19 protein-coding genes are annotated in these 24,412 nt (G+C 53.2%); all 19 read right to left on the reverse strand.

The window, feature by feature from the left end:
- Window positions 1–159: 159 nt before the first annotated feature.
- The 19 genes from BTW07_RS13730 to cysQ all read right to left on the reverse strand — a co-directional run bounded on the left by BTW07_RS13730 (window position 160) and on the right by cysQ (window position 24,321).
- Window positions 160–816, reverse strand: coding sequence for an acyltransferase (locus BTW07_RS13730; protein ID WP_075570741.1), 657 nt, complete (start codon window positions 814–816; stop codon window positions 160–162).
- A 61-nt stretch (window positions 817–877) separates the two neighbouring features.
- Entirely contained in the window at window positions 878–3,256 is a 2,379-nt protein-coding gene (locus tag BTW07_RS13735; RefSeq protein WP_083941872.1) for a capsular polysaccharide export protein, LipB/KpsS family, read from the reverse strand.
- Between the two features lie 20 nt (window positions 3,257–3,276).
- Window positions 3,277–4,254 carry a KpsF/GutQ family sugar-phosphate isomerase gene (locus BTW07_RS13740; protein WP_075570743.1) on the reverse strand — a complete coding sequence of 326 codons (978 nt, stop codon included), beginning with the start codon at window positions 4,252–4,254 and terminating at the stop codon, window positions 3,277–3,279.
- 276 nt (window positions 4,255–4,530) lie between these two features.
- On the reverse strand, window positions 4,531–5,547 hold the full coding sequence (locus tag BTW07_RS13745) for a phytanoyl-CoA dioxygenase family protein (protein WP_075570744.1): 1,017 nt from the start codon (window positions 5,545–5,547) through the stop codon (window positions 4,531–4,533).
- 29 nt (window positions 5,548–5,576) lie between these two features.
- Entirely contained in the window at window positions 5,577–6,566 is a 990-nt protein-coding gene (gene galE / locus BTW07_RS13750; RefSeq protein ID WP_075570745.1) for a UDP-glucose 4-epimerase GalE, read from the reverse strand.
- A 3-nt stretch (window positions 6,567–6,569) separates the two neighbouring features.
- Complete coding sequence (gene glmS, locus BTW07_RS13755; protein ID WP_075570746.1) at window positions 6,570–8,411, reverse strand: glutamine--fructose-6-phosphate transaminase (isomerizing); 1,842 nt, start codon at window positions 8,409–8,411, stop codon at window positions 6,570–6,572.
- A gap of 160 nt (window positions 8,412–8,571) precedes the next feature.
- Window positions 8,572–9,528: a glycosyltransferase gene (locus BTW07_RS13760; RefSeq protein ID WP_144076910.1), complete on the reverse strand. Its 957-nt coding sequence runs from the start codon at window positions 9,526–9,528 to the stop codon at window positions 8,572–8,574.
- A gap of 15 nt (window positions 9,529–9,543) precedes the next feature.
- Window positions 9,544–10,527 carry a LicD family protein gene (locus tag BTW07_RS19435; protein WP_083941875.1) on the reverse strand — a complete coding sequence of 328 codons (984 nt, stop codon included), beginning with the start codon at window positions 10,525–10,527 and terminating at the stop codon, window positions 9,544–9,546.
- Between the two features lie 46 nt (window positions 10,528–10,573).
- The gene (locus tag BTW07_RS13770; RefSeq protein WP_075570749.1) at window positions 10,574–13,651 is read right to left on the reverse strand and encodes a CDP-glycerol glycerophosphotransferase family protein; all 3,078 of its coding nucleotides are present in this window, start codon (window positions 13,649–13,651) and stop codon (window positions 10,574–10,576) included.
- Window positions 13,652–13,695: 44 nt separating this feature from the next.
- Entirely contained in the window at window positions 13,696–14,958 is a 1,263-nt protein-coding gene (locus tag BTW07_RS13775) for a LicD family protein (RefSeq protein WP_075570750.1), read from the reverse strand.
- Between the two features lie 8 nt (window positions 14,959–14,966).
- Window positions 14,967–16,256, reverse strand: a complete 1,290-nt coding sequence (locus tag BTW07_RS13780) for a tetratricopeptide repeat protein (protein WP_075570751.1) — start codon at window positions 16,254–16,256, stop codon at window positions 14,967–14,969.
- Between the two features lie 36 nt (window positions 16,257–16,292).
- Window positions 16,293–16,754 carry an adenylyltransferase/cytidyltransferase family protein gene (locus BTW07_RS13785; RefSeq protein WP_075570752.1) on the reverse strand — a complete coding sequence of 154 codons (462 nt, stop codon included), beginning with the start codon at window positions 16,752–16,754 and terminating at the stop codon, window positions 16,293–16,295.
- Window positions 16,755–17,747 (reverse strand): Stealth CR1 domain-containing protein, encoded by a 993-nt coding sequence (locus BTW07_RS13790; RefSeq protein ID WP_075570753.1) that lies wholly within the window; start codon window positions 17,745–17,747, stop codon window positions 16,755–16,757. It abuts the gene before it with no gap.
- A gap of 61 nt (window positions 17,748–17,808) precedes the next feature.
- On the reverse strand, window positions 17,809–18,912 hold the full coding sequence (locus BTW07_RS13795) for a KpsE/RkpR family capsule polysaccharide export protein (protein ID WP_075570754.1): 1,104 nt from the start codon (window positions 18,910–18,912) through the stop codon (window positions 17,809–17,811).
- Between the two features lie 52 nt (window positions 18,913–18,964).
- Complete coding sequence (locus BTW07_RS13800; protein WP_075570755.1) at window positions 18,965–19,912, reverse strand: ABC transporter ATP-binding protein; 948 nt, start codon at window positions 19,910–19,912, stop codon at window positions 18,965–18,967.
- Between the two features lie 4 nt (window positions 19,913–19,916).
- Window positions 19,917–20,729: an ABC transporter permease gene (locus tag BTW07_RS13805; RefSeq protein WP_075570756.1), complete on the reverse strand. Its 813-nt coding sequence runs from the start codon at window positions 20,727–20,729 to the stop codon at window positions 19,917–19,919.
- Window positions 20,730–20,798: 69 nt separating this feature from the next.
- Window positions 20,799–22,556 (reverse strand): polysaccharide biosynthesis/export family protein, encoded by a 1,758-nt coding sequence (locus tag BTW07_RS13810; RefSeq protein WP_075570757.1) that lies wholly within the window; start codon window positions 22,554–22,556, stop codon window positions 20,799–20,801.
- A 117-nt stretch (window positions 22,557–22,673) separates the two neighbouring features.
- On the reverse strand, window positions 22,674–23,033 hold the full coding sequence (locus BTW07_RS13815; RefSeq protein ID WP_075570758.1) for a DVU3141 family protein: 360 nt from the start codon (window positions 23,031–23,033) through the stop codon (window positions 22,674–22,676).
- A gap of 460 nt (window positions 23,034–23,493) precedes the next feature.
- Window positions 23,494–24,321, reverse strand: a complete 828-nt coding sequence (cysQ, locus tag BTW07_RS13820) for a 3'(2'),5'-bisphosphate nucleotidase CysQ (RefSeq protein WP_075570759.1) — start codon at window positions 24,319–24,321, stop codon at window positions 23,494–23,496.
- Window positions 24,322–24,412 lie beyond the last annotated feature (91 nt).

Here is a 24,412-nt window from a genome sequence, read left to right on the forward strand (position 1 = left end):
AAACGATGCGCCATTCTAGCAGACTCGTCCGAGACCGGAATTAGGCGTTCTTATGAGCCTAAGCCTTTGCGCTTTCCTTCCAGATCAGATCGCAGGGCCAAGTCGCTGAAGACGTACCCCTTCGCCAGTACTTGGGCGTTGGTTATCGCAGGGTATTCTTCACTCAAACTTGTCTTTCCAATAAATGCCTTCTCTCACAGACTGCGCCGGTGTTCCCACACAAAGGCATCCACCCGGCAACGACTTCAATACCGTAGATCTCGCGCCAACCACACTGCCAGCTCCGATCGTAACGCCTTTATAGACATAGACGTTCTCCGCTATCCATACGTCGTCTTCGACAACAATGTCCTTTGCCGGGTTAATTCTTTCATCGGAAGCGACATCATAAATAGCGTGTTGATCGGATGTCCTGAATCTCACAGAGGCCAGAAGACATTTCTTACCGATAACGATGCTGGTCCCAGGTTCTCCACAATGAACTCTGGCTTCCTGGCTGTTGAATTTGGTTCCTGCGCCGATCGAAATACGGGATCCGGACTTCACGATCAGGCTGCCATTAATCTTGCACCTGGGGCCAATTTCGATAACGGAATCGTTGCCGTTGAACAATATCCTGACATCTACCATGTTTACGCCGGCACCGATGATCAGGGTATTGTTGACGCCAAGAAATCTCACGCTGGCTCTCTTGACTACCCGAGGATTGTTACGCCCTTTAATGATGTTCGTCGTTCCTCGCCCGCGAACGACAAGAGACTTCTCCTTTTTTTCAGCGGGCTTCACTTCTTCGACGAGCGTCTCGTTTTCGACCAACTTTCCCCCTCGTAAGCTGCACGGCTTACACTGTCATGAAAAAAAGCGTATCGGGCCATGGCTACCGATGTAGCACAATATAATCGATGGCTTCTTCCAGATCACAAGCTCTCCCAAGATCGGGATTGTAATATCGGGATAGATCGACATAGGCAAAATGGAAGACGTCGGTTAATCGTCTCTGTCTCGAACGCCTAGAAATTTGGAGCCGATCTTCGGTCAGCTCCCAACCAGCGTAGAATGGCATGCCATAGCAGTGCACTTTTTTACCGGCCATCAACGCTTCGAACCCCATTCCGGAAGTCACGACATGGACTTCTTCAACGACATCGAACAACGCATGGGGATTGATATCGAAATCGATCAAAAAAACATTATCGACATTCTTGATGAAAGCGAGCGATTGATTATCGAAGTAACTGCCCTTGCCGCCAGTAATCGCATCGGGATGCTGTTTGATGAGGATATCGTGATTTGGATAATGATGAATAGCATCCTGCAACATCTTGCGGAATGTGGCTTCATCGGCCATTCCCGACACCACCGACTGATCACCACGACGCTGATCCAGGAGCAGGATTTTCAGCTTCTGCGGATTGCCTATCGACAGCGGCGCATCGGGAGCGTGGTTGTACTTGGAAACACGGCCTTCGACGATCTTGGCAATCAGCGCTTCCGCTCTGACCATCTCCTGTTCCGTAAGCTCGGGGCCCGATTGCAGCAACCTTTCCAGCCGAGAAGGCTTGGTCGCATCGTAGTAGGACGTCGTATCGTCCAGAATGATGGACAATCCCGGTTCCCCGGAAAGCCCGATACCTACCGAGCGAATGAAGCCGTCCTCAAGGATCACTAGTTCACGGCCGAGCGCGTTTCTCGCCTCCATCTGTTTCTTCTTCTCGAGCTTCTCCGTAATGCCCCACTGAACGAACAGATCGACAGAAGCCAGCTCGATGATGGAATCCTTTCCCTGATTGCTCTGAATGCGTTGATTGGCGTTCAACATCGGCAGCAAATAGCGTTGAACGCCATGCCAGGTCGCATCGCTAGAGGGGATGGCGATGATATCGACGCGTTCCCGATTGAACACCTTGTTCAGTGGCGAGAGCTGGGGTGTCAAGACGCCTGGCCTGGCGGCCTCGATAAGATAGTCCCGTATCCGCGTCGTAGAGCGGCCGTCGAAACTGCCGTTGGAGAACTGGGAGGCCGCCCATTCCATACCCGCCTGATCAGCGACGAAGCCTTCTGCCATATAAGTCTCGAGATGGCGTTTGATCTCGACGAGGTTGGTGGCCAAAGGAAAGCGGCAAGGCGCCCAGATCTGATCGAAATCGACATACTTGGTGGACAGCGGCATCTTACCCATCAGAAAGCCTTCGAACATCATCGTGCTGTTCACCGACGCCACGACATCACTATGGTAGATCGCTTCCTCGGGGGGGACCAGATAGCAAAGTGCATCATCGATAGCGGCATAGCTAGAAAGCACGAGCCGTTTCTCCAGCCCGGCCCCCAGGATGTTGTCTTTGGAGGGTGGCAGCCGCACGATCAATTGATACTCCAGCGACTCACAGGCAGTCAAAAGATCGCCAATGGCCTTGCGTTGCGACTCGCGCGCGACTCTCATGTTCAACTGGGAATCGAGCGGCTGAGAGGCAAACAGGACGGTCTTTTGCGCTGGTGACAGCCCAAAGAGCCGAAAATACTGAGGCCGGCTGAGATTGGGCAGGTACTCGGTGTACTTGTCGAATTTGGGCGCCCCGACGCTGAAGAACCGAGAGGCCGGATATCCCCGCTCCACGAATATCGACTTCTGCAAATCCCCCCAACCCAGGATCACATCGGCCAACGGCTGTGAGGCATAGGATTTGGGATCCCAATAGTATTTGGTCTTATCCACGAATACCGATTCATGAGGAATCAAAATTCTCGGTATGGAAAGCTCTTCACAGACATGGGCAATGACCCGCATGACGGGTGCCCAGTCAAACGTGAAGATGATGCCCGCGAGCTTTGGGCGAAGCGGGATCAGTCGCCGAACGATCATTTTCCGATAAGTGTCCGGGTTTTCCCGTGCGAATCTCAACACCTCTCTTCGATGAGTATTCAGGTCCGCAACAAAATCCAACGGCGCGAGCGTATAGTCCTCTTCGGATTGGATATTGTCGATCAGCGTGTTGGTATGCTCGGCGATCCAGGGTATGTAGAGGAATATCGGCTTGGAGGATTCCATGGCCAGCTTCAGCTCGTATCCCGCCTCGGGCCGGTACCAGTCAGGTATGAATCGTTCGCTCTTGTTGCCATGACTAATTACCGCAGTCGCATCGCCTTTAGGCAATGTCGTGAGCGCACTCTTTCGGGCTTTCTCTCCAGCCTGCTTCTTGCGGTAAGCGTCTTGCCAAAATAGAACCGGATGCTTGAAGAACTTGGTCGTTTTACTCATGGGAATGGACTCGGAGTGATTCAGGCATCAAAACTCTTGATAACGCCTAGCGGCCTACCCGACTCGGCGACGATCAACGAGGTCAGTTTGCGTTCGCGCATCAGAAGTTCGCAGTCGTGGAGATTGACATCGCCAGCCACCGTGACGGGCATTCTCCCCATGATGTCTCGCGCGGTCAGAGCGTCGGTTACCGAAAACTTCTCGATGGCACGCCGAAGATCACCATCGGTAATGACCCCCAACAGTTCAGCCCGAGGGGACACTATACAAACGATCCCCCTTTCGCCCTGGCTGATTTTATTCACTATATGGTCAAACGATGCCTCGGCCGGGAGACATGGCACATCGTGCATGACGTCCCTGGCCAAGGTCAGAAGCCTTCTCCCCAAGGAACCACCCGGATGAAAACGCGCGAAATCGACGGGCATGAAGGCCCGACGATTCATCAAGGCCACGGCCAGGGCATCCCCCATCACCAGTGTCGCGGTGGTCGACGTCGTCGGTGCGAGATTGTTCGGGCAGGTTTCCCGTTCGATGGAAACATCGAGATGAACGTTCGCGCTCCGTGCCAGGGTCGAGTCGGTGCGGCCCGTGATCGCTATCGTTCTGGCCTCTATGTGGCGTAGATAGGGGATGAGCTTGATGACCTCGTCCGTCTCGCCGCTGTAGGAGATCAGGATCACCAGATCGACACCGCCAATCATCCCCAGATCACCGTGATAGGCCTCGCCCGGATGGACGAAGAAGCTAGGGGTACCCGTAGAAGCCAGTGTCGCCGCGATTTTCCGCCCGATGATCCCCGACTTGCCCATCCCACAGACGATGACCTTGCCCGTGCAGGACAAGATCAGCTCTACAGCTTCGAGAAACGCCTCGTTGAGTGACTCACCGATCGCGTCCAACGCGCGGGCCTGATCTTCGAACACACGCCGCGCCAGCGTCAGAGACTCGCTGCTGGCCGATGAATGCGCCCCTCTCAGTGGGGTGACGATCTCCATATCGTTCTCCTCTCGTAATCTGCCGTGCCAAATGGCTTTCGCCAGGCACTCACCCAGAGCGCCTTATGGCATTAGCGTGAAGAAACGATGACAGAGAAAGATGACGGTTCTATTGCCGTTACATGTCAGCGATGTGACTCGTTGCCAACGAAATCTCTCATTCGGTCTGGCCAGGCGGTGAATTTCAGGCACAAAAAAAGCAACCATCAAGGTTGCTTTTAAAGGAACAAGACTGGCTCAACGGTGTGCTTTCACCGCCGGCGCAATGGATCTATTTCATATCTGACGCCGGTCGATGACATGCCAGGAAGATTGACCGCCCTTGGCCGCGGCTTTCCTGTCTTCCTGGGCCCGCATGCGCTGAAGGACGCGATACTGAAGCCGATTGAAGTAATCGAACCCCAAGCCTGGCAGCGGCAGGAATGGATTGGTGCGGCTCATGCCCCATAACGCCAAACGCGAACTGCCCGGTTCCGCATTGCCCCGCGCGTGGACGCCGAAGGTATTGGCAATCAACAGCGTGTTGCCCTTGACCTGGAACGCTTTCGGGCCGGAAACGCCAAGCCTTGGCGCTTCCTCCGCGCTGACCCGGAAGGACCCGCGAGCCGTATAGCGATCCGCATGCGACTTGGCCCGCTGGCTCATTTGGTATTCCCACTTCAGGCGCTCGCGGTGCGGGTGGTTGGAACCGGGCACGAACACGAAGGGGCCGTTTTCGTCCGTCACGTCTTCCAGGTACAGCCAGAACTTCATGGTGGGCTGGAACGTATCGACGTGAAGGTTCTTCTGCGGATCACGGTCTTTCTCGCTTTGGAGACTACCGTTATGCACGTTCTCGATATGGCAGATCGGCAAGCGCGCGTGCCCTGCGCAGTAACGGAACAGCCGCTTCAGGCTGGCTTCGTCCAGAACCGACCGCAGCGTCGGCAACTGCTCGACCACTTCCGGCGCGAGCAGAATCCGATGCGTGTTGGTATCGCCCTGGCAACACTCGCGAATCTCGCCCGAATACTGACGCACTTCGGTCAGCAACGCCTGGAACGTCTCCTCCGACAGGTAATTCTCTTTCAGCACGTACCCGTAGCGTTGGAACTGCTCCCGATCCGTCTTTGGCACACCGCCTGACAGCATCGCCATCCGCAGTCGAGACATCCAATAGGCAGACCATACCCGAGCAGCGTGCAGACCATAACGATTCAGGCGCTCGCTCCCCAGCAACGGATTAGCGGCGAATGACTTGGCGCCAGTGAAAAGCTCACCAAACCAGATCGGATATCGAGTCCAGGATTTCATTACGGATTCCTCAATGGCAGAGGCGGGGATTACGTGAGTTTGACGCGCTTTTGTTCCCAAGCCCAGGCATGCGCGACGATTGTATCGATATCCGCATATCGTGGGTTCCAACCCAGAATTGATTTGGCAGCGCGGGAATCCGCTACCAGATTGGCGGGGTCCCCTGCTCGCCGGGGCGCATCTTCGTAAGGCACCGGCTGGCCGGTAACGCGCTCAACGGCATCCAGCACTGCCTGAACACTGAAGCCATTACCATTACCCAGGTTGAATCGCGTCGTCGGGTTACCTGCCCATAGATACTCAAGGGCGCGTAAATGCGCCTCAGCGAGATCCGTGACATGAATGTAGTCGCGAATGCAGGTTCCATCCTTCGTCGGATAATCCCTGCCAAAGACCTTCAAGGGAGGCCTCGCACCGAGTACCGCATGCAGCGCCAGGGGAATCAAGTGAGTTTCGGGATCGTGCCGCTCGCCGATATGGCCCTCTGGGTCGGCGCCCGCCGCATTGAAGTAGCGCAACGCCACTGACTTCAATCCGTATGCGCGATCGAAGTCCTCCAGCATCCGTTCAACCATGTACTTGCTGGCGCCATAAGGATTGATAGGCACCTGGGGGTGCGCTTCATCGATCGGGCTGTATTCAGGCTCTCCGAAAACCGCCGCCGTCGAAGAGAAGATCAAAGGCCCGACATCATGCTCAACCATCGCTTCCAGCAACGTCAAGGTCTTGGCGACATTGGAGCGGTAGTACCGAGCCGGCTCGACTACCGATTCGCCAACCTGGATCAGAGATGCAAAGTGCAGCACACCGTCAAACTTTTCATCGCTGAACAGAGAATCCAATAATCTACGATCACCGACGTCGCCAATAACCAATCGTATATCATCCTCGACAATGGCATTTTCAAAGCCTGTCGAAAGATCATCCAGCACTACTAAATCATGACCTGCTTTCAGCAGCTGATTTACCATATGGCAACCAATGTATCCAGCGCCGCCTATTACTAACAGTTTGGACATAAACTATTCTACCGTCACACTCTTTGCGAGATTACGAGGCTTATCGACATCGGTACCTTTTACCAAAGCCACATGATAAGCAAGGAGTTGCAAAGCCACGACGTGTAGTACCGGAGAAAGTAGGCCGTAATGCTCAGGCATCTGCATTACCTGCATTCCCGCAGAGTTCTTAACGGAGCTATCACCGTCAGCGAACACATAAAGCTGACCACCACGAGCGCTCACTTCCTGCATATTGGATTTGAGCTTTTCCAACAATTCGTCATTGGGCGCGATCACGACTACCGGCATTTCCTGATCCACCAATGCCAACGGGCCATGCTTGAGCTCGCCTGCGGGATAGGCTTCGGCATGGATGTAGGAAATTTCCTTGAGCTTCAGGGCGCCCTCTTGAGCAATGGGGTAATGCCGACCACGACCAAGGAATAGCGCGTGTTGTTTGTTTGCGAAATATTGCGCCCAAATTTTGATGTTTGGCTCCAATGCCAACACCTTCTCGACGGCTACCGGCAGATGCCGCAACTCATCCAAGTATGCCTTCTCATCTTCCTGAGGAAGATTCGATTTGATCTTCGCTAACAATAAGGTAAGCAAGAAAAGCGCGCTAAGCTGAGTCGTGAATGCCTTGGTCGAAGCCACGCCAATTTCCGGTCCGGCGCGAGTAATAAATCGGAGCGCAGTTTCGCGAACGATAGCAGATTCCGGCACGTTGCAGATTGCCAAGGTATATGTATGACCCTTTTCCTTGGCATAGTGTAAGGCAGCGAGAGTATCTGCTGTCTCGCCGGACTGGGAAATAACGACGACCAACTGCCTAGGGTTAGCGACACTTTGACGATACCGATACTCACTAGCAATCTCAACGTTACATGGAATTCCGGCGACCTGCTCAATCCAATATTTAGCGGTCATCCCTGCATAACTGGAAGTGCCGCAGGCGATGATCAATACTGAATCCACATGCTGAAAGATTGTTTCAGCTTCAGCTCCGAAGATACCTGGTTGAAGCTGCCCCGCTCCACTAAGCATTTCCAAGGTATTACTGAGGGCTTGAGGCTGCTCGAAAATTTCTTTCTGCATGTAGTGATCGAACTCACCCAGCTCGACCGCATTAGCGCTGAGATTCGAAATCACGATATCTCGCTCTACCAGTCGGCCGGAAAGGTCTGCAATCGTTACCCCATCAGGGGTTAGCTGAGCCACATCGCCGTTTTCCAGATACACCATGCGCTTGGTGACGGAAAGCAGCGCAGAAGCATCCGAGGCGGCGTAATACCCTTCATCCGCGATGCCCAGCATCAACGGAGAGCCTTCACGTGCGATCACCAAACACTCCGACTCATCTTCGCTAATGACAGCCAGGGCGAAAGCGCCGTCCAAATATCCTACGGCGCGCTGAACGGCAGAGAAGAGATCCTCTGCGGGATCGCCAATCTGTCCCTTCAAGCAAGCCTGAATAAGGTGAGCGATAGTTTCTGTATCGGTGTCCGAGCTGAAGGTGTAGCCCAATTCCCGCAGTTGGTCACGCAAGGCTTCATAGTTTTCGATAATGCCATTGTGCACCACTGCCAACCCACCGGAGACATGGGGGTGTGCATTACGCTCAGCGGGAACGCCATGGGTCGCCCATCGCGTATGGGCAATTCCTACACGCCCCCGCAGCCCCTCTGCTGCGACTTTGTCGACCAACTCAGCTACACGGCCCATGGCACGGGCGCGATGTAGCCCGTTATTCAAAATCGCAAGCCCGGCGGAGTCATAGCCACGGTACTCCAGTGTTGCGAGCCCCTCCAGTAGAAAGGGAATACTATCATTATCGCTGACCGCACCGACTACGCCACACATACCACCCCCATTTACGCATGCTAACGTTGGAAAAATATCTTTTTTCGAACCCACTATTTACGACTGGGAAAGGCATTAGACAACGTGCCGGTAAACATGGAAACGAATAGAAAAGAGAAAGCGATAAAAAATAGATCTTGTTGCACAAGGGCACTGCAATCTAAAGCGACTCCTCGTCATTATTAATGGACGATAGATTAGACATTGTTGTGAAAAAACCAGCCTGCCTTAACACATCTTGCATTTGAGCCATCGTGACCGACTCAGACTGCGCTGTTCTTCCTTCACCAGTATCATTCTCACCATGTGTCGTTATTGCATAGGCTGGTTGCCGACCATCAGTTATAACCGGTAGTCTTATATGCATTCTTTTATGCTTTTCGCTAACATCAAAAATAGTTTTTTTATAGCTTTCAGAACCGATAACTGCTATACCAGCACCAGTATTTGGATACAGCACTTCTTCGACTTTGCATTCATTTCGGTTAATGATATCTACAATATATCCCTTACAAAAACTAACAGCTAGTTTTCGATTTCTTGGTTTGACAAATCTTGACAACCGACGTGTGAAATCGTATCTCAAGGCATCGTCGTCATCTAGCCTAAAAGTAGCGAATGCCTGATTAGTGTTTATTTCAGACAATATATCAGCAGATGCCTGCTTCATTCGAAAGTCATGTTCAGGGTAGTAAACTGGACGCAAAAAACTAAATTTCTCTCCAAGTGCCTGCAGCCTTCTACGGTAGATATCAGGCAGACGAGAAGAGCATACTACGTAAATCAGAAAATTCTGGTATTCTTGCGCGTGCAGCGATGGAAGAGTTATATTTTCAAAGAGATTAAAGCGATGCTCCAAACGTTTATCCGCTAATATCATCTCCGCATAGTCTTCGAAAGAGATTTCATCGGCTTTTTTAAAATAATTTTTAAAGTTTGAAAGCACAGAAAATCTAACTATTCCCACTATGGTTTTTTCCATCTCAATTCTTTCAAAGGGAATAGAACCATTCGAAACCACTGAGCTTTCAAACAACGGATTTTCAATAATTGAATACATCACTACCCCTGAAAAAGAAGCCTTGAGTTTATCATCGACTAACACCTCAACAATCAAATCTAGTACTTTATATTAGCCATTATTCATATAATTTTCAAGTTCTTCAATCTCGGCTCTAGACAAACGAGATGATTTATCCCTAACCTTTAGCTCTCGGCTCCAATTAAAAGTGGGATTAGGTACGCGCCAATCATCTCCATATATAACTTGCAAATAATCCTCGGGGGATTTAGGAACATCTACTTCGTGACCGCTAATTATAGCTTTGACTGTCCCACCATAACAATCGTTTTTCAAATTCTTCTCTGTAGCGAAACCAAACGCCGATCTCAACACACCATCTTCATCGAAGTACATGCGAACTAGGTCAACTTGCGCATCGCCATAGTCAGGATGGCTTATGTAGGTGCAAGAAGGTTTCAACTGGAGCTTGTACCCATGATCCCATAAGTCTTTAGTAAAAACTTTAGATTCTTCTTTGGCCCCCAAACCAGAATTTGCTTTTGATATGAGCCCAATATCGAAGTCATGATCGTGCCCAATAAACTCTCCTTCCCGCACGGTGCCCAGCAGCGTCCCTGACATGACAAAAACATCAAGATCATATCTTTCTTTCAAAAATTTTCTAACGCTATGGTAAAGGCTTACTACATTTTTTTGCCATTGGTAGTCTAACGTTTTAGATAACCTTAAATAGCCTTTTTGATTAAAAATGTAGCCATTCTTAAGCTTTTTAAACAAGACCTTTGAGTCAGTAATCCTATCAAAACTGTGACTATAAGTGTAACCATGCCCTACAATGAAAATTTTTTCTCCACAATATTCAAATGACAACTCATCCTCTGGCGACATATATCGCCAAACGCTTTTAAAACGTAATGAAAAAGATGCAATTTTGTCGTCAACCCCCGACCGATTAATCACTTGGGTAGTTCTGAAACTCAAAATTTCTCTTCCATTGAAACATAATTTTATATATGCATAACTTTCAGCAAATGGCAGAGCTACCCACCCAGCAGCTTCATTTTCCGTCATTGATTCTACCAAACCAATCATACCCCCCCCTTTTATTTGCCAAATCTTACAGAAACTAGAAAAGAGATTAGTGAAGCGATTTTGTAAAAATTTCTAAATTTCTAAATATTATTTCCGACCCATTTTCTTCAGACATCGCACCAAAAAGGCGCTGGCCAATTTCTCCCGCGTGATGCTTTTCACTTCTATAATCTTTCAAAGCTGCGTCTACACTAGCGATAAGAGATTGGCCCCCAAAAACGCGAGGACCGGGTAATTCGGTATCAAAGTCTATATGTGAGCCATGAAAAGTTAAATACTTCTCCACATCAAACTGGAAAAACAATACAGGCTTTTTGAGATAATAAAAATCCCACGCTACGCTAGAATAATCTGTTATCAACAGCTTTGCACGCATCAGCAAATCTCTCACCGACGCTTGTCCAAATTGAATTAAATTAACGTGATCACTCACCACTTCGAAATGTTTTAGCTGCTCTATGATTTTAGGATGCAGATAAAAGTTTAACTTTACTTTGTACCTATCAAGGACTTCTGCCAGCTTCAATGAGGAGAGAAGGCTCGTGTATTCTTTAAAGTACTCGGTAGCTCTAAACTCTTCATCCTCAAGGCCTTCCAGCCAGTTTCTCCAGGTTGGCATAAGGAAAATTTCATCAAATTTTTCAGATTGATCAACAAATGTATGCCAACGCGGGAATGGTGCTACAATCAACTCACTAGCCAAGTAACCGAAATTATCTCTGAGTATAACGTTCCTTTCAAATTCACAAGTAACGACAAATCGATCCGCCGCGCAGATATGGCTAGTTTTAGCGAGATTGATATCGTTTTTCTTCATAGCAGTAACCCCATGTTGAAGGAAAACATAGGGCTTGTTAAAGACCGCTTCGCGGAATGGACCAAATACCCGCCGCCACGCATATGCGTGCCCTCGAGTCTCCGATGAAATCATGAGCTCACAGGATAATAGCAAGAGCATGTGCTCTTTAGACATGAAATTGACAACGCGGTCTTTATATTCGGAAAGATTTTTTCGATCCGGCGAATCCTTATCAATTATATAATAGACATTGTCTCGCTTCTTGACTATATCGAGGAAAAAGTAATAAGCATTATCTTGGGCAGTATTAGAAAACTTTTCAAATATCAGCCATACTTTCTTAGCTTTCAGGCTCTCCATATTATCTTTATATTCTTCTATAGCTTGCAACTCTAATTCTCTATACCTTGCATCATCAAATTGGTTATAGTGACGTTTGATAAACGAAACACTTTTTTGGCTAGCCGTCAGGTAAGGATATACAATGTACTGATCTTGCGAAAAAGAGAACGTCAACGGGTACTCTCTTAACTTGTCCTTGACGTCTTCGATGACTGTATTGGTCTTTCTCTTGACATCGTATCGGCACCCATTTTCGGCGAATAGCGTCATTGATATACTATAGTCGTGATAGAGAAACGCCAATTCTATATCACGCAAGTCAACATCAAAGCTATAATAGACTTCATTTTTAGACTGATAATGTATGGTTGGTAAAAAATTAAAATTAGTAGCCGCTTCAGCATAAGCTTCCCGCTGATCGATGACTAGTGAATGGACATCTACCGCTAAGACCGGATGTTTAAAAGACAGCTTGAACCAGAACCGATAGACACCCTGCGCGTAAGCTAAATCCGACAACACCACATTAACTTCTTTTTTGTGTATTGTCGATAAAAGCAAATCATCATTAATCGTGTCAAAAACTGATAGAGCCTTTTCCGTTTGGCCACTCGAATATAGTGAGTAGGCTAGTCTTTGATACCAACCAGCTGATTTGGTGGATTTTCTATCAATCGCTTTCTGATAGACATCAACCGCTGCACCCCATTGCTCTGCCTTTTCATATATTTTTCCGAGGGAATACCAAGAAGATGCTTCATCGGGATGCTTACGTGATTCCTCCTCAAGCAAATGCACAGCGGAAGCACTCACGGACTTTTTATAAGCCCTCAGTGAGCCATCAACCAACTCACCGTGAAGATCGATACCCGGCTTTTCCTGGGTCGAAATATGCGTTTCGATGGCTTCTTGATATCTACCGACTTTCTTTAAAACACTACCTAACCTGTGGCGCCATTGCGCTGGCGGTTTTGAGTGCATCAAAATGGCATAGCGATAAGCGTCGATTGCAGAGTCCCACTTCTCTTGCATTTCGAGTACGTAAGCTAGCTTATAATGCCATTTTGGCAGCCCACCAGAAATGGCTAATCCAATTTGATAATGACGAGCAGCTTCTTCCCACTGATTACAGTGATCGTAAGCCAGACCAGCACAATAATGTAGCTCTCCGTCCGTAGGATGATTTAGAAGCTGATCGAGATAAGCGTCCCTAGCCGCTTTCCATAGCGCGCGCTGCTGATGAAATACACCAACCCCGTATCGCTTCGCATCTAATGCATCATCCAGAGCGATTGCTTTATCGTAATAAAAATTTTGGCCATTGTCATCTTGCGACTTTACGCCAGTGCATTGCAATAAGTACCCAGCTCGATAATACCAATCGGCTGATGATGTTATCCCTTGCGAGTCATTGATATGGATAGCTTTTTCGAAATATCTAAATGCAGCTTCCCGTGCATCTTTTACTTCGCTTATCTCACCCAATCGAAAATATAAATCCGCCGAACTATCATCTCGAGACACAAGAACTTCCAACTGTTCCTGTTCCTGCCACCACTTCCCTTGCTTCTTCAGCAAGTTGACCAACTGTTTACGAAGTTCAATATCATTTTCCGGGTACTCAGCCAGATGAGACCGGAGTAGCTTTTCTTTTTCCCAGCTTGGCTTTTTTGAGCTGCTTACAGCGTTATTCAACGCCTGTGATAGTTGGACGCTCCACTGAGACTGTGTGGGATTTTTTTCCAGCGCCAGGGCAATGTGGTTATAAGCCAGATCATATTTTTTTTGCCGAAACTCACTCATACCCAGTTTGAAGTATGATGGGGCATGGTCTGGCTTTTCATCAATAGCCACAAGAAAGAGCTTTTCCGCTGCGAGCCATTTTTTATTACGAAACTGGACTAAACCCGAGTTATATGCGCTCGGATTTCTACTGCGCATGATATTGAGGGCACTGAAAACTTTAGCAATCACTTCTCTCACCTGAACATCCCTGTTCTATACCAGTTGAATTCGAGGAAATAAAATCAATAGTTCAAAAGCTGGCGATATCTTGCTGCACGGATTTCGTGGCCTGCACGATGTGACGAGATACACTGGGATGTATAAAAGAGCGACATATTCACATCATCCGTTACTTCTATATTTGGCGTGTCTAAAAATGTTTCGAACTCAATAACGGGAGTACGCCAATCACCGTAATTTTCGGTCAAGTAAAGGTCGTGGTTTTGTGGCACCCAATATTCGCTGCCGAGAAACTGGGTCGTCTGTAGCTCGAAGGGGGTGTTCCACCATCGGCACTTGATACCACCATGATAGAGTTTTCCATTCTCTTCATAATGCCGAAACAGATCGATCTTCACGCCGTTGGGGTGCATGACGTATAGCGTGTTCTCGCTGACGATTTCCTGCAGTTTGAAGCGGCTGGAGTGCTTGATCGCCTGACGGAGCGACTTCATGGTGACTTCCGGCATCAGGCCGACGTCGATATCCGTGTCGTGCCCGAGGATCGTACCTTCACGAACGCAACCTAGTAGCGTGCCGCTGACCAGGAAAAAGTCGATATCGTACTTCGCTAGATCTTCCTTGAGCTGAGCCAAAGCCAGACCGGCCTTCTCTTGCCAGCGACTTTTCTGTGCGTCACTTCGCGTTGGCGGCGTCTTGGGTTGCCCAGCGGGCACCAGCTCGACCTGGTGCATCAGAAGTTTCGCTTCGGCGATGGCGCGCTCACCGAGCTGCAGGTCCCTCAGCAGCAGAATGTAATGGTTCCGTGAGCGCAGCCATCCTGGGTCGCCGGGCGAAAAGCGAATCATCACGCTCTCATAGGCTTCCGGGCATTTGGCGCCGAGAGAAGCCAGGCGCCAGGCGCGGAAATAGCGTGCGGAATTATCATTGAAAGGTATCGCCTTGAGCATGATCAGGGCAGATTCGAAGCGGCCCTGGAAGCGGAGCGATTCCTGATGAAGATAAAACGCCTCACGAAACGTACTGGTATTGGGTCCAGCCCCCTGCATGACATTAAGCGCGTAGCGTTCCGCATCTGCATATCGCTTCGTGAATAGCGCCAATGTCGCGGAGAAAACGGACTTATTGGGCAGCGTATCTGGAATAGTGGCGAGACATTCTTCCGTTGCTTCTATTTCCGCCCGTTTGAAATGCGTCTTCGCATCTTTCAGTCTCGCATTGTACTTCTCGAGATCGGGGTGTTGTCGCTTGAGTCTTGCATCCTCGAAGTAGAGTCGCGGTTTGGTAACCAGCTTTCTCAGTTTTCGGTAAGTCTTGGAATCCATGAATTTCCTTAGCGCGAACTTTGGCGAGACGTCGGCAGCGGGTCCGGCTCGTTCAACGTCACCAGCAACTTACGGTATCGAGTCATCGATTCGTCATCGCCCTGCAACAAAGCGCCGTTAAGCTTCTTGTAGGCGTGAACGACTAGCTCGTCCTGCGAGCGGATTTCGGCGTTGGGCGTATCCAGGGTGGAATCGAAGTTCACGATCGGCGTGCGCCAATCGCCGTAGTTCTCTTCCAGGTATCTTTCCGGTGCTTCCGGTATCCAGAAACGTTCACCCAGGAACAGCGTCTCGGTTAGCCCAAACGGGGAGTTGTACCATCGCGCCTTGGTACCACCGTGCCAGACGGCATCGTTTTCCGAGTAATGGAGAAAGACATCGATGGCGATTCCGTTCAGATGCTTCACCCGCAGGCAATCGCCAGCGCGACGAGGCAACAGATGAAAATGCCCGGAAGCCGCCAATACCTTGGACACGATCTGCTCGTCCGTATCGCTCATCAACCCGATATCGATGTCGTTGTCATGCGCCAGCAGCTTGCCTTCCCGCACGCAGCCCAGCAGCGTACCACTGACGAGAAACGGCTTCATGCCATTGGCGCGAAGCACACGATTGATATCCTTCAACGCCACGGCGGCACCGCCGGTGCGAAACGCATTGGCAACCGTGGTGTTGGTACGACTGGGCGTAGGCCGCCTGGATGTGTGTGCTATCACCTCTCGCCAAAGCTCGAAGGCCTTGGCGTACTCGCTGGCGCGCTGATAACCGGCGGCCAGATACTGCGCGATGGCCGGATGAAATGGTGGTACTGAGTCGGAAGCCGAAGCACGGCGGTAATTGTCGCGCAAGCGCGCCAACGCTTCGCTGGAATCCACCAGTTGCGCCATGTAGAGCCAGGTCTTGGGCCGTCGGGTTCGGGGCACCAGGATTTCGAGCTGCGCCCAGGCTTCAGCCAGCTGCCCCTGAACGCGGGCGATATCCGCCGCAAGATAACGGGCATTGGTATCGTAGGGGCGAATCTCCTGTATCTGCGCCAGCCAGCGGCGGCTCTCTGAGTAGTCTCCACGGTAGTAATGGCTTAACGCGAGATAAAACAGCGCTTTTTCCTGCCTGCCGTTCCACAGGTTCACGCGTCCACGACGGTTCAACTGCTGGTGACACAGCTCACTCAGTTGGTCGTGATTTCCCTGGCGCAGCAACAGCGCGCGACTGGGCGGTCGCCACTTGTCGATCAAGCGCACGGGCTCGTCGATCAATTTCAATTGATCGGCTCTGGTTCGAAATGCGGTATTGATCATGGAAAACGCCTCACGAGCCTGATTTGTGCAGGCGAGTTACGACAGATCCCGGCGCAGCATTTCCAGCACTTCAAAAGCTTGGGATAGGTCTTTCTGCGAAATCGACAAGAACCGCTTCAATGACCGTTTGAGATCCGTCGTCGAGATACTATCGGTTCGATCAAGATAGACGACTTCGCAAAGATCGCTCAGGAAGTCGAACTTCCCTTCCCAGTCCTTACCGATGGCGAAGGTGTCGACCTGATATTCCTTCACGTCGGATAACTTCTGCTCCCAGCTTTTTTCCGGGATGACGAGATCGACGTATTGAATGGCACTGACGATATCGGCCCGCTGTTCATAGGGGATCAAGACCTTCTTACCCTTGCCGATATTGAACTCGTCGGTAGAAACACCGACGATCACTCGATCCGCCATCTCATTGAGCCGGCGGAGCAAGTTAAGGTGGCCGACGTGAAACATATCGAAGGTGCCATACGTAATAATCGTCTTAGCCATTTAACTTGCCTTGTGAGTCATTGATTTGATTCTCTGGAACAGTGAGGGCGCCGTGACCTTCTGCAACTTCTTCAAGGCGTCCGGCACTTTCTCGACGACGGCTTCCGAGTAGTTGAGGCAACCCAGTTTTTTATCCTTCCGGCTCAACACGTTGAGCTTGTGGCGTATGGCTTCGGGCTCTGCATCGCGACAAAAGGCGACGGAGAAATGCACCCAATCGTTGCCGTCGCGTTTGCGTTTGGCGAGTTTTTGGGCGAAAGCCAAATGGTTATGGACAGAAATTGGCCAGAACTGCCTGCGGTTGCGGAAGCGGTGGGAAGCGTTCTTGATGAAGGCTTCCCGATTGGCTTCATAGGCGTTGGCCATGATGCTTTTTCGCATCGGGTGTGCAACGTGAATCGCCTTGAAGAACTTGTCATCCTTGAATGGGCTGAACTCCGCACCCTGGCGGTTGTTCAGTGAGTGGAAGGAGAGTTTTTCAACCTCGTTCCAACCCAACCAACGTCCTCTCAACAGCGCCTTTTTCCTTCGGAAAAAATCATCTGGAGAGACGCTGCCGCACAGAAAGATATCGTCGTTCATGTAGATGAACTTTTCGGCCAGACCTTCGATACGCCACAGAAACGTCTCGATCGCCAGGGAATTGAACGTTGGCAGTAGATCCTCATGCCCACGAAAAATTTCGCTATGGTCGACGATGCGTATCTTGTCTTTCAAAGGTTCGATGGGTGCCGGCATGTCTTTCACGCACGCCGGGGTTTGCCCGTCCGTGACGACATAGACCCGGTTCACCCAGGGCATGTGCGTGGCGATAGACTGCAGGCAAAACCGGATCTCGCCGTTGTCGCTGAACCGGCGCGCCTTGCTGGCGATCGTCGGTACTCGCCCGGCCTGCTCTAAATAGCGGTTACGCTTTTCCTGCATCACGGGGTCGGATCCATCCACCCACGTGATCACCACATCGACAGGGTCCTGCTTCACGGTACTGTTCAAGCTGACTCACCATTCATCCATGTTTCATAACGCTACCGTCCTGCCACTAGCGACGGTCGTCTCAGTCCCGGTGATCCTTGACGATCAGAATCAGCATGTTGACGATCAAGGCGATGAATAGCGCGATGACGGCAAACACGACGATGTTGTATAGCCGTTCCGGCTGTTCCGGATACTGCGGCATGGTCGGGGACTGCAGCGTGGAGAGCTGCTTGAGTTTACGCGCCGCTTCGACCTGCGTGCTTTGCAATGCAGCCAGCGCGCCGGAATAGCTTTCCTGGGCAAATTTTGCCTGCAGCTGAAGACGTTGATATTCCGAGGAGAGCGAGTTCAGCGCGTTGCCGGATTGGGCCGCCAACCGCTGCTTTTCTTTCTCGATTTGATCTTCCAGCGCGTTGATCTGGCTCTTCACCCGTACGACTTCCGGAGAGCTCGCGCTCTGGAAACTGCTAAGCGCGGTTTTCTGCGCCTTGAGACTGGCCAGCTGGCCTTCCAGCGTCGAGACGACACCGCTCAGGCTTTCGACCGTACCCGTCGGCGAAACCAGCCCATTCTCGTTCTGGTAGTCAACCAGCGCCTGACGCGTTTGTTCGAACGTCGCCTGAAGCTGATCGACCTGCTGCTGAAGGAACTTGACCTGCTCTTCCGCCAGGCGCCGTCCCATATCGTTCATGTGCTGCTCACCACGCTCGAGCAGCAGATTGGCGATCAGGTGTGCTTCCTTGGGGTCGAACGCTTCCACATCGATGCGTAGCACGCCAGCGTACTCGTCGAGCTCCACCGAGACGCGCTTGAGATAGTAATCGTGAAGCTCTTCCAGTGGCGCATTCTCGTCGCTCAGGCGGCTGAAGAAGTCGCCGCCACCGTGCGCGTAATGCTCGCGGAAGTTGGCGTTCTCCACCAGGTACTGCAGCATGTCGACTGAACGGAGATAGTCTCTCAGCAGCAGCATGTCGGCATTGTTCGCCCCGCCGCCACCGGAAAGCAGGCTACTGAAACTCAGCTCCGGGGATGAGAGCTGTGGGCTTTCCAACACCACATGCGCGTGGGATACGTAGCGGTCGCTGGCCCACACCGCCCAGTAAAAACCGACAAGTACGATGGCCACTACACAGATGACCCAATGAAGATGCCGCGATAATTTCTGTTTGACTGAAGAGTTCATCAAATTCGCTTCTTTGATTCGGTTGAAGCCCGCTAAATCGGGCCTCGTTAGCTCATTGCGAGGACGTTTTCTGCTCGATCTCGCGCTTATGCTGTTTCAGCGACCGAAAGCGGTGCCTTACGCTGAGGCGTTTGTCACGCAACTCTTTGCGCTCCCGCTGTATCTCGGCGATAACGGCCTCATCCGTTGCCGATTCCTGACGATATTCCGCGATGATCTGCTGCTTGTGGATCTGTGCACTCTCGCGGCGCAGGGCTTTCATCTGCTCGTCAATGGAACTCGGGTCGGTTGGCAGTGGAGCCTCATAGTCGTCGTCATCCTCATCGGCCACGTCGGTGATTAGCCCGGTCGCCCGATGATACGCCTCGATGGCGTCATCGATACGATCGAACCAGTGCGCCTGCCCCTGGTCGATGAAAATGCCCGCCTGACACATTTGCTTCAGCGTGCCCTCACCGTGAGAGACCATGATCAGGCTGGCGTGATCCACCCGCTGCTGGAATGCCTCCCTGGCCTTGGCCTTGAACGCACGGTCGCCGACGGCTGTGGCTTCATCCGAGATATAGATATCGAAGTCGAACGCCAGCGAAAGACCGAACGCGAGGCGCGCCCGCATGCCCGAGGAGTAGGTATTGACCGGGTCGTCGAAGGCCTTGCCGATTTCAGCGAAGTCCTGGACCTCCTGGATCAGCTTGTGGAGGCTCTTCTTGATGCCGTGAACCCGAGCGACGAACTTGACGTTCTGTCGCCCGGTCATGGATCCCTTGAACCCGCCGGCCAGGCCGATCGGCCAGGAGACGCGTCCCTTGCGGATCACCCTGCCGCGGTCTGGCGCATCCATGCCGCCGATCAGGCGCAGCAATGTCGACTTGCCCGCGCCATTGCGCCCCACCACCCCGACACTGACGCCATCGGGGATGGTGAGGTTGATGTCTTTCAGCACCCAGCCACCGCCGTGCGGCCCGTGGTAACGCTTGTATAGGTTCTGGATTTCGATCATCGGATCACCTTGCCTTCAAGCGCGACGCGAAGCGGACGTGCATGACCAGCCCCAGGGTGAGAGAGGCAAGTGCCCAGAACCAGAGATAGGTCATGTCGATACCGGGGATCGAATGGTAGCTGTCGAAAAAGCTGAGACGCATGCTTTCGATACCATGGACGATCGGGTTCCACAGCAGATATTGCTGGTACTGCGCGGGCACGTAGGTCACCGGAAAGATGACACCGGATATCAGCAACAGCGGCAGCGTGACGATTCTGACGACGCGCCCGACTTCCGGCACCAGGCCTGAAGCTACCGAGAGCAGAACCCCAAGTCCGACACCCAGCATCCAGAGCGAGAGCCAATCCATCATCACGCCGAACGCGTGGTCCGGGATCAGGTTGATCTTCAATAATGAGCCGACGACGACGAACAGCAGGAAGATGAAGCTGCGGATCATGCCCTCGACGAAACACCGGATCAGCACCGGGTCTATCGGCAATATCTGACGATAGGTAAAAAGCCCTCGGTTGGCCTCGACGGCCCCCATGGGCCGCAGCATGGCCTCTCTGAAGAGATAGAAGCCCATCAGCCCGACGATCATCCAGGGGACGAATTCCGCCCCGGTAATATTTCTACCACCGCGAATGTAGGTTCGAATGAAGATCATCACGCCGATCGTCGCGATCGGTTCGAAGATCATCCAGAACCAGGCCATGCGATCCGCCATGGTTCTGGCGATCATCTCCCGCAGGTACATCGCCGACCAGACATCCCAGGTGACCCGCATGGGATGACGGGTGGAATCCGGAATGTGTTCCGTATTTGTCGCCATTTAACGTTCCCGCGCCTGCCGACACTCAGCCGGACAGGCGCTCATGCAATGCTTGACTTGAAGAGAGGCTTACAGATCCAGCGCGACTTTGGTCGCGACAGCCACCTGGTAAAGAATCTGCGTGATGCTGGTGGCCAGTTCGATGTTGCTGGTCGGCGCGGCCGGCAGCACCATGATCTCGTCGCCGGCGCGAACGTCGGTATCGCCGGCATGGATGACGGCGCCGTTACGATGGACCACCAGTATCTGGTCGTCATCCGCACGCGGCGTCATGCCACCCGCTTGGTGGATATAGTCTTCGGCGCTCATGCCCGGCGTGTAGACCATCGCCTGTGGGATCGTCACTTCGCCACTCAGCAGCACGGAATCCGAGCTTTCCGGAATGGTGACCACGTCGCCATCCTGCAGCCGGATATCGGCGATGTTGTCGCCGCGAGCGACGACCAGCCGGCCGGTGGGCTCGGTCTGGCGGGCCTTCTGCACGAACTTCGCGATCAGCTCGGCCTGACGAACCTGAATCTCGCCTTCTCCGGTGGTCCGCGCCGGATAGCCCAGGTAGGTCTGCTCCAGCCGGTCCAGGCTCTCGTTGAGCGACTCCTTCTGCTGCTCGGCGACGCTTTCGCGACGGATCGAGACATCCTGGTAGCTGGTCATGTTCCTGGGCACGCTGATCGCGTTCAGGAACTCGCCCAGATGGGCGTTACGCGGCAACACGTAGCGTGAAGGCCCGTAGTAGCTGCCTTCGACCTGCACCACGATGCTTTCGCTGCGCTTGTCGGCGCTGAACAGCACTTCGTCGCCGCGCTGGACGTTCGCCGTGCGGAATTCGTTGAGCGTCAGGTAACGCGCCATCGGCCCGTCCGGGCGGTCGCCGCGCAGTAATACATGAGAGACGCCGGCACGCAGTCGCGCCAGGTTGGTCACGTCGCCGCCGGTGAGGGTTTCCCCCGCCAGTTCGTAGCGGAACGGGCGTTCGACGTCACCCACCACGGCCACGGCCGGCCCGCGCTCTTCGACCACGATGGTGTCGCCGTCGCGGAACTGCGGATGCGGCATGTTGCCGTTGATCAGGAAGTCATAGAGATCGATCGTGTCGACCGTGCTTCCGCCCCGCTTGATCACGATCTGACGGTAGCTGCCCAGCGCCTGGTCGATGCCGCCTGCCTGATCGAGGAAGTAGAGCATCGAGTCGCTGGGCGTACCGGAGTAGCGGCCGGGATTCTTGACGTAACCGGTCACGAACACGCCTACCGGCTGGACGCCTTGGAGATTGGTGTAGACCTCGACGTTTTCCGGGTAGACCGACTTGATCGCGGCGGTCACGCGGGAATTGAGCCCGCTGTTGGTCGTGCCCTGCACGTTGAGCGGCCCGATGCCCGGCAGGAAGATGTTGCCCTGGGAATCCACCGTCAGCACGCTCTGCATCTCGGTGCCGCCCCAGACACGCAGATTGATCTGGTCGCCGGGCTTGATGGTGTAGCCGGGGTTGAGGCCGTCGGCCATCACGCCACGGAAGCCGCCGGTAAACAGGTTGGCACCGAACGGCGGGAGCATGTCCGGATCGACAGGGCCCTGGTTCGGGTCGACCGGGCCATAATTTGCGCTGCTCCAGTTGGCCCGAGGCTGGTCATCGACCGCCTGCTGCCCTGACTGTTGCTGGGACTGTTGCCCGTCGGACCCTTGTACCTGGGAGCTCATCGATTGGGCTTGCTGATCCTGCGGCACGATGCTGCCGGAGCCGAAGGTTTGCGCGTTAGCCAAACCCACGTTCAGGCACGCTACCGCCACCAGGCACCCGGCCCGGAAAAACGACGCTGCATGTTTCATGCAAAACTTCCTGTTGTGTTCACGCGGCTCGAGGCCTGCTTTCCAGCGGTTCGACAAACGATCTGGCTGTTCGAAAACGATACACGCGGAGGCAGACGCCCAAGCAGGGGATTTTTGTTACGGAGTGCTGGGATTGACCAACACCTGCGTGACCAGGCGCTGGGTATACCAGCCACTGTCTTTTACGAGACAGGCCACCTGCGCGCGATCGGCGGTCGCGGGCGCACCTTGTCTCGCGACATCCAGATGGGCACAGAGCCGGCCACTCGCGGCGAAGTAGCGTTCCTGGACGATGACGGAAACGTTCGAGCCCCAGGGGCTCTTGGGAAAGGCGGAGATACTGCCGGGCGTGGCATTGTCGAGAAAGCTGGAAATCTCGGGGCCGAGAGCGGCGGCACCCTGCATGGTGCCGATATTGTCGCCGCCGTAATGGCCTTGCGACGCACAGCCGGCGAAAGAGATAGACAGCGCCCCCACTGCCAACCACTTTCCGATTCGGCTACAGCCAGAAGAAACCCCGTTGAAAACGTTTGGCATGTTGTCTGTTCAACCTGATGGACGAAAACAGTGAAAGACCGGCGATGCGGACATCTCCTCGGAAGCCGCAGCCGGTGGATCGATCTACCATCGCACGACACGCGGATCAGCAGAGCGGTTCCAGGCGTTTTACCTGCGGCACCGTCCCTGATGCGGTCTTGCGGCAAGCTGGTCATGCCGAGCTATCAGTAGGCTCAATCCGTGGCCTGATAACCGTGTGATTGTAGGGTGCCAGCAAGAGCTTGCCTACAACCAAAAGTGTGGATCTCTAGGATGGGCCGTATCCTGAACGTTACTTTACGTAACCATTAAAACATGGGGTTATTCATCCATCCATGGCAAATGGCTTACAAATCAATGGATCAGAGGCGCTTCGGAGGGATGCCGGGGAGGCCCAAGGTCAAGTGCGGCGCGCTAGGCTATGGCGTAGCGCTCTCTCCCACTTTACGCTGCGCTGGCCGCAGACGATGAAAGATGGATTGAGCGTGCTCGGCTGCTGATTGCAGCGCAGCGGCTCGAGTGTATCGGCGTCGAGCACTTCGCCCCCGGCGGCGGTGACGACGGCCTGGGCGGCGGCGGTGTCCCATTCACAGGTCGGCGCCAGGCGCGGGTAGAGATCGGCAGCGCCTTCGGCGACGAGGCACAGCTTGAGCGAGCTGCCCATGGAGACGCGTTCATGGGCAGGCAGTTGGGTGCAGAAGACGTCGACCGGTTCCGCCCCGTGAGCGCGGCTGGCGACGATCAGCCAGGGTCGTTCACCCGCTGCCGGCAACTCCCGCACGTGGATCGCGCGTTCGCCTTCTGCGGTAATCTTGAACGCGCCCCGCTCGACATCGCCCCACCAGGTCGCGCCCAGGACCGGCGCATGGACGATCCCGAAGACCGGCACGCCGTCCTCGATCAGCGCCACGTTGACGGTGAATTCACCGCTTTTCCTGATGAACTCCTTGGTGCCATCCAACGGATCGACGAGCCAGTAGCGCGACCACTGCCGGCGGGTCTCGAAGGCGATCTCTTCACTTTCTTCGGAGAGCATCGGTATCTCCGGCGTCAGGCGTTCCAGTAGATCGCTCAGCGAGCGATGGGCGGCGAGGTCCGCCTGGGTCAGCGGGCTGTCGTCGGCCTTGGTTTCGACGCTGAAGTCCTGGGCGTAGATCTCCAGCACCCTTTCCCCTGCATCGACCACGCCGGCCAGCAACGCCTGCCTGAGGGTTTCGTCGATCTTCATGCTTGGGTCTCCGTCGATAGGGCGGGATCGGCGGCAGCGCCAGGCTGCCCGGGTGATAAGCGTACAGCGAGAATGGCCAGCGACTCGAACC

This window comes from Salinicola socius, from assembly GCF_001937195.1.
Lineage (GTDB): Bacteria > Pseudomonadota > Gammaproteobacteria > Pseudomonadales > Halomonadaceae > Salinicola > Salinicola socius.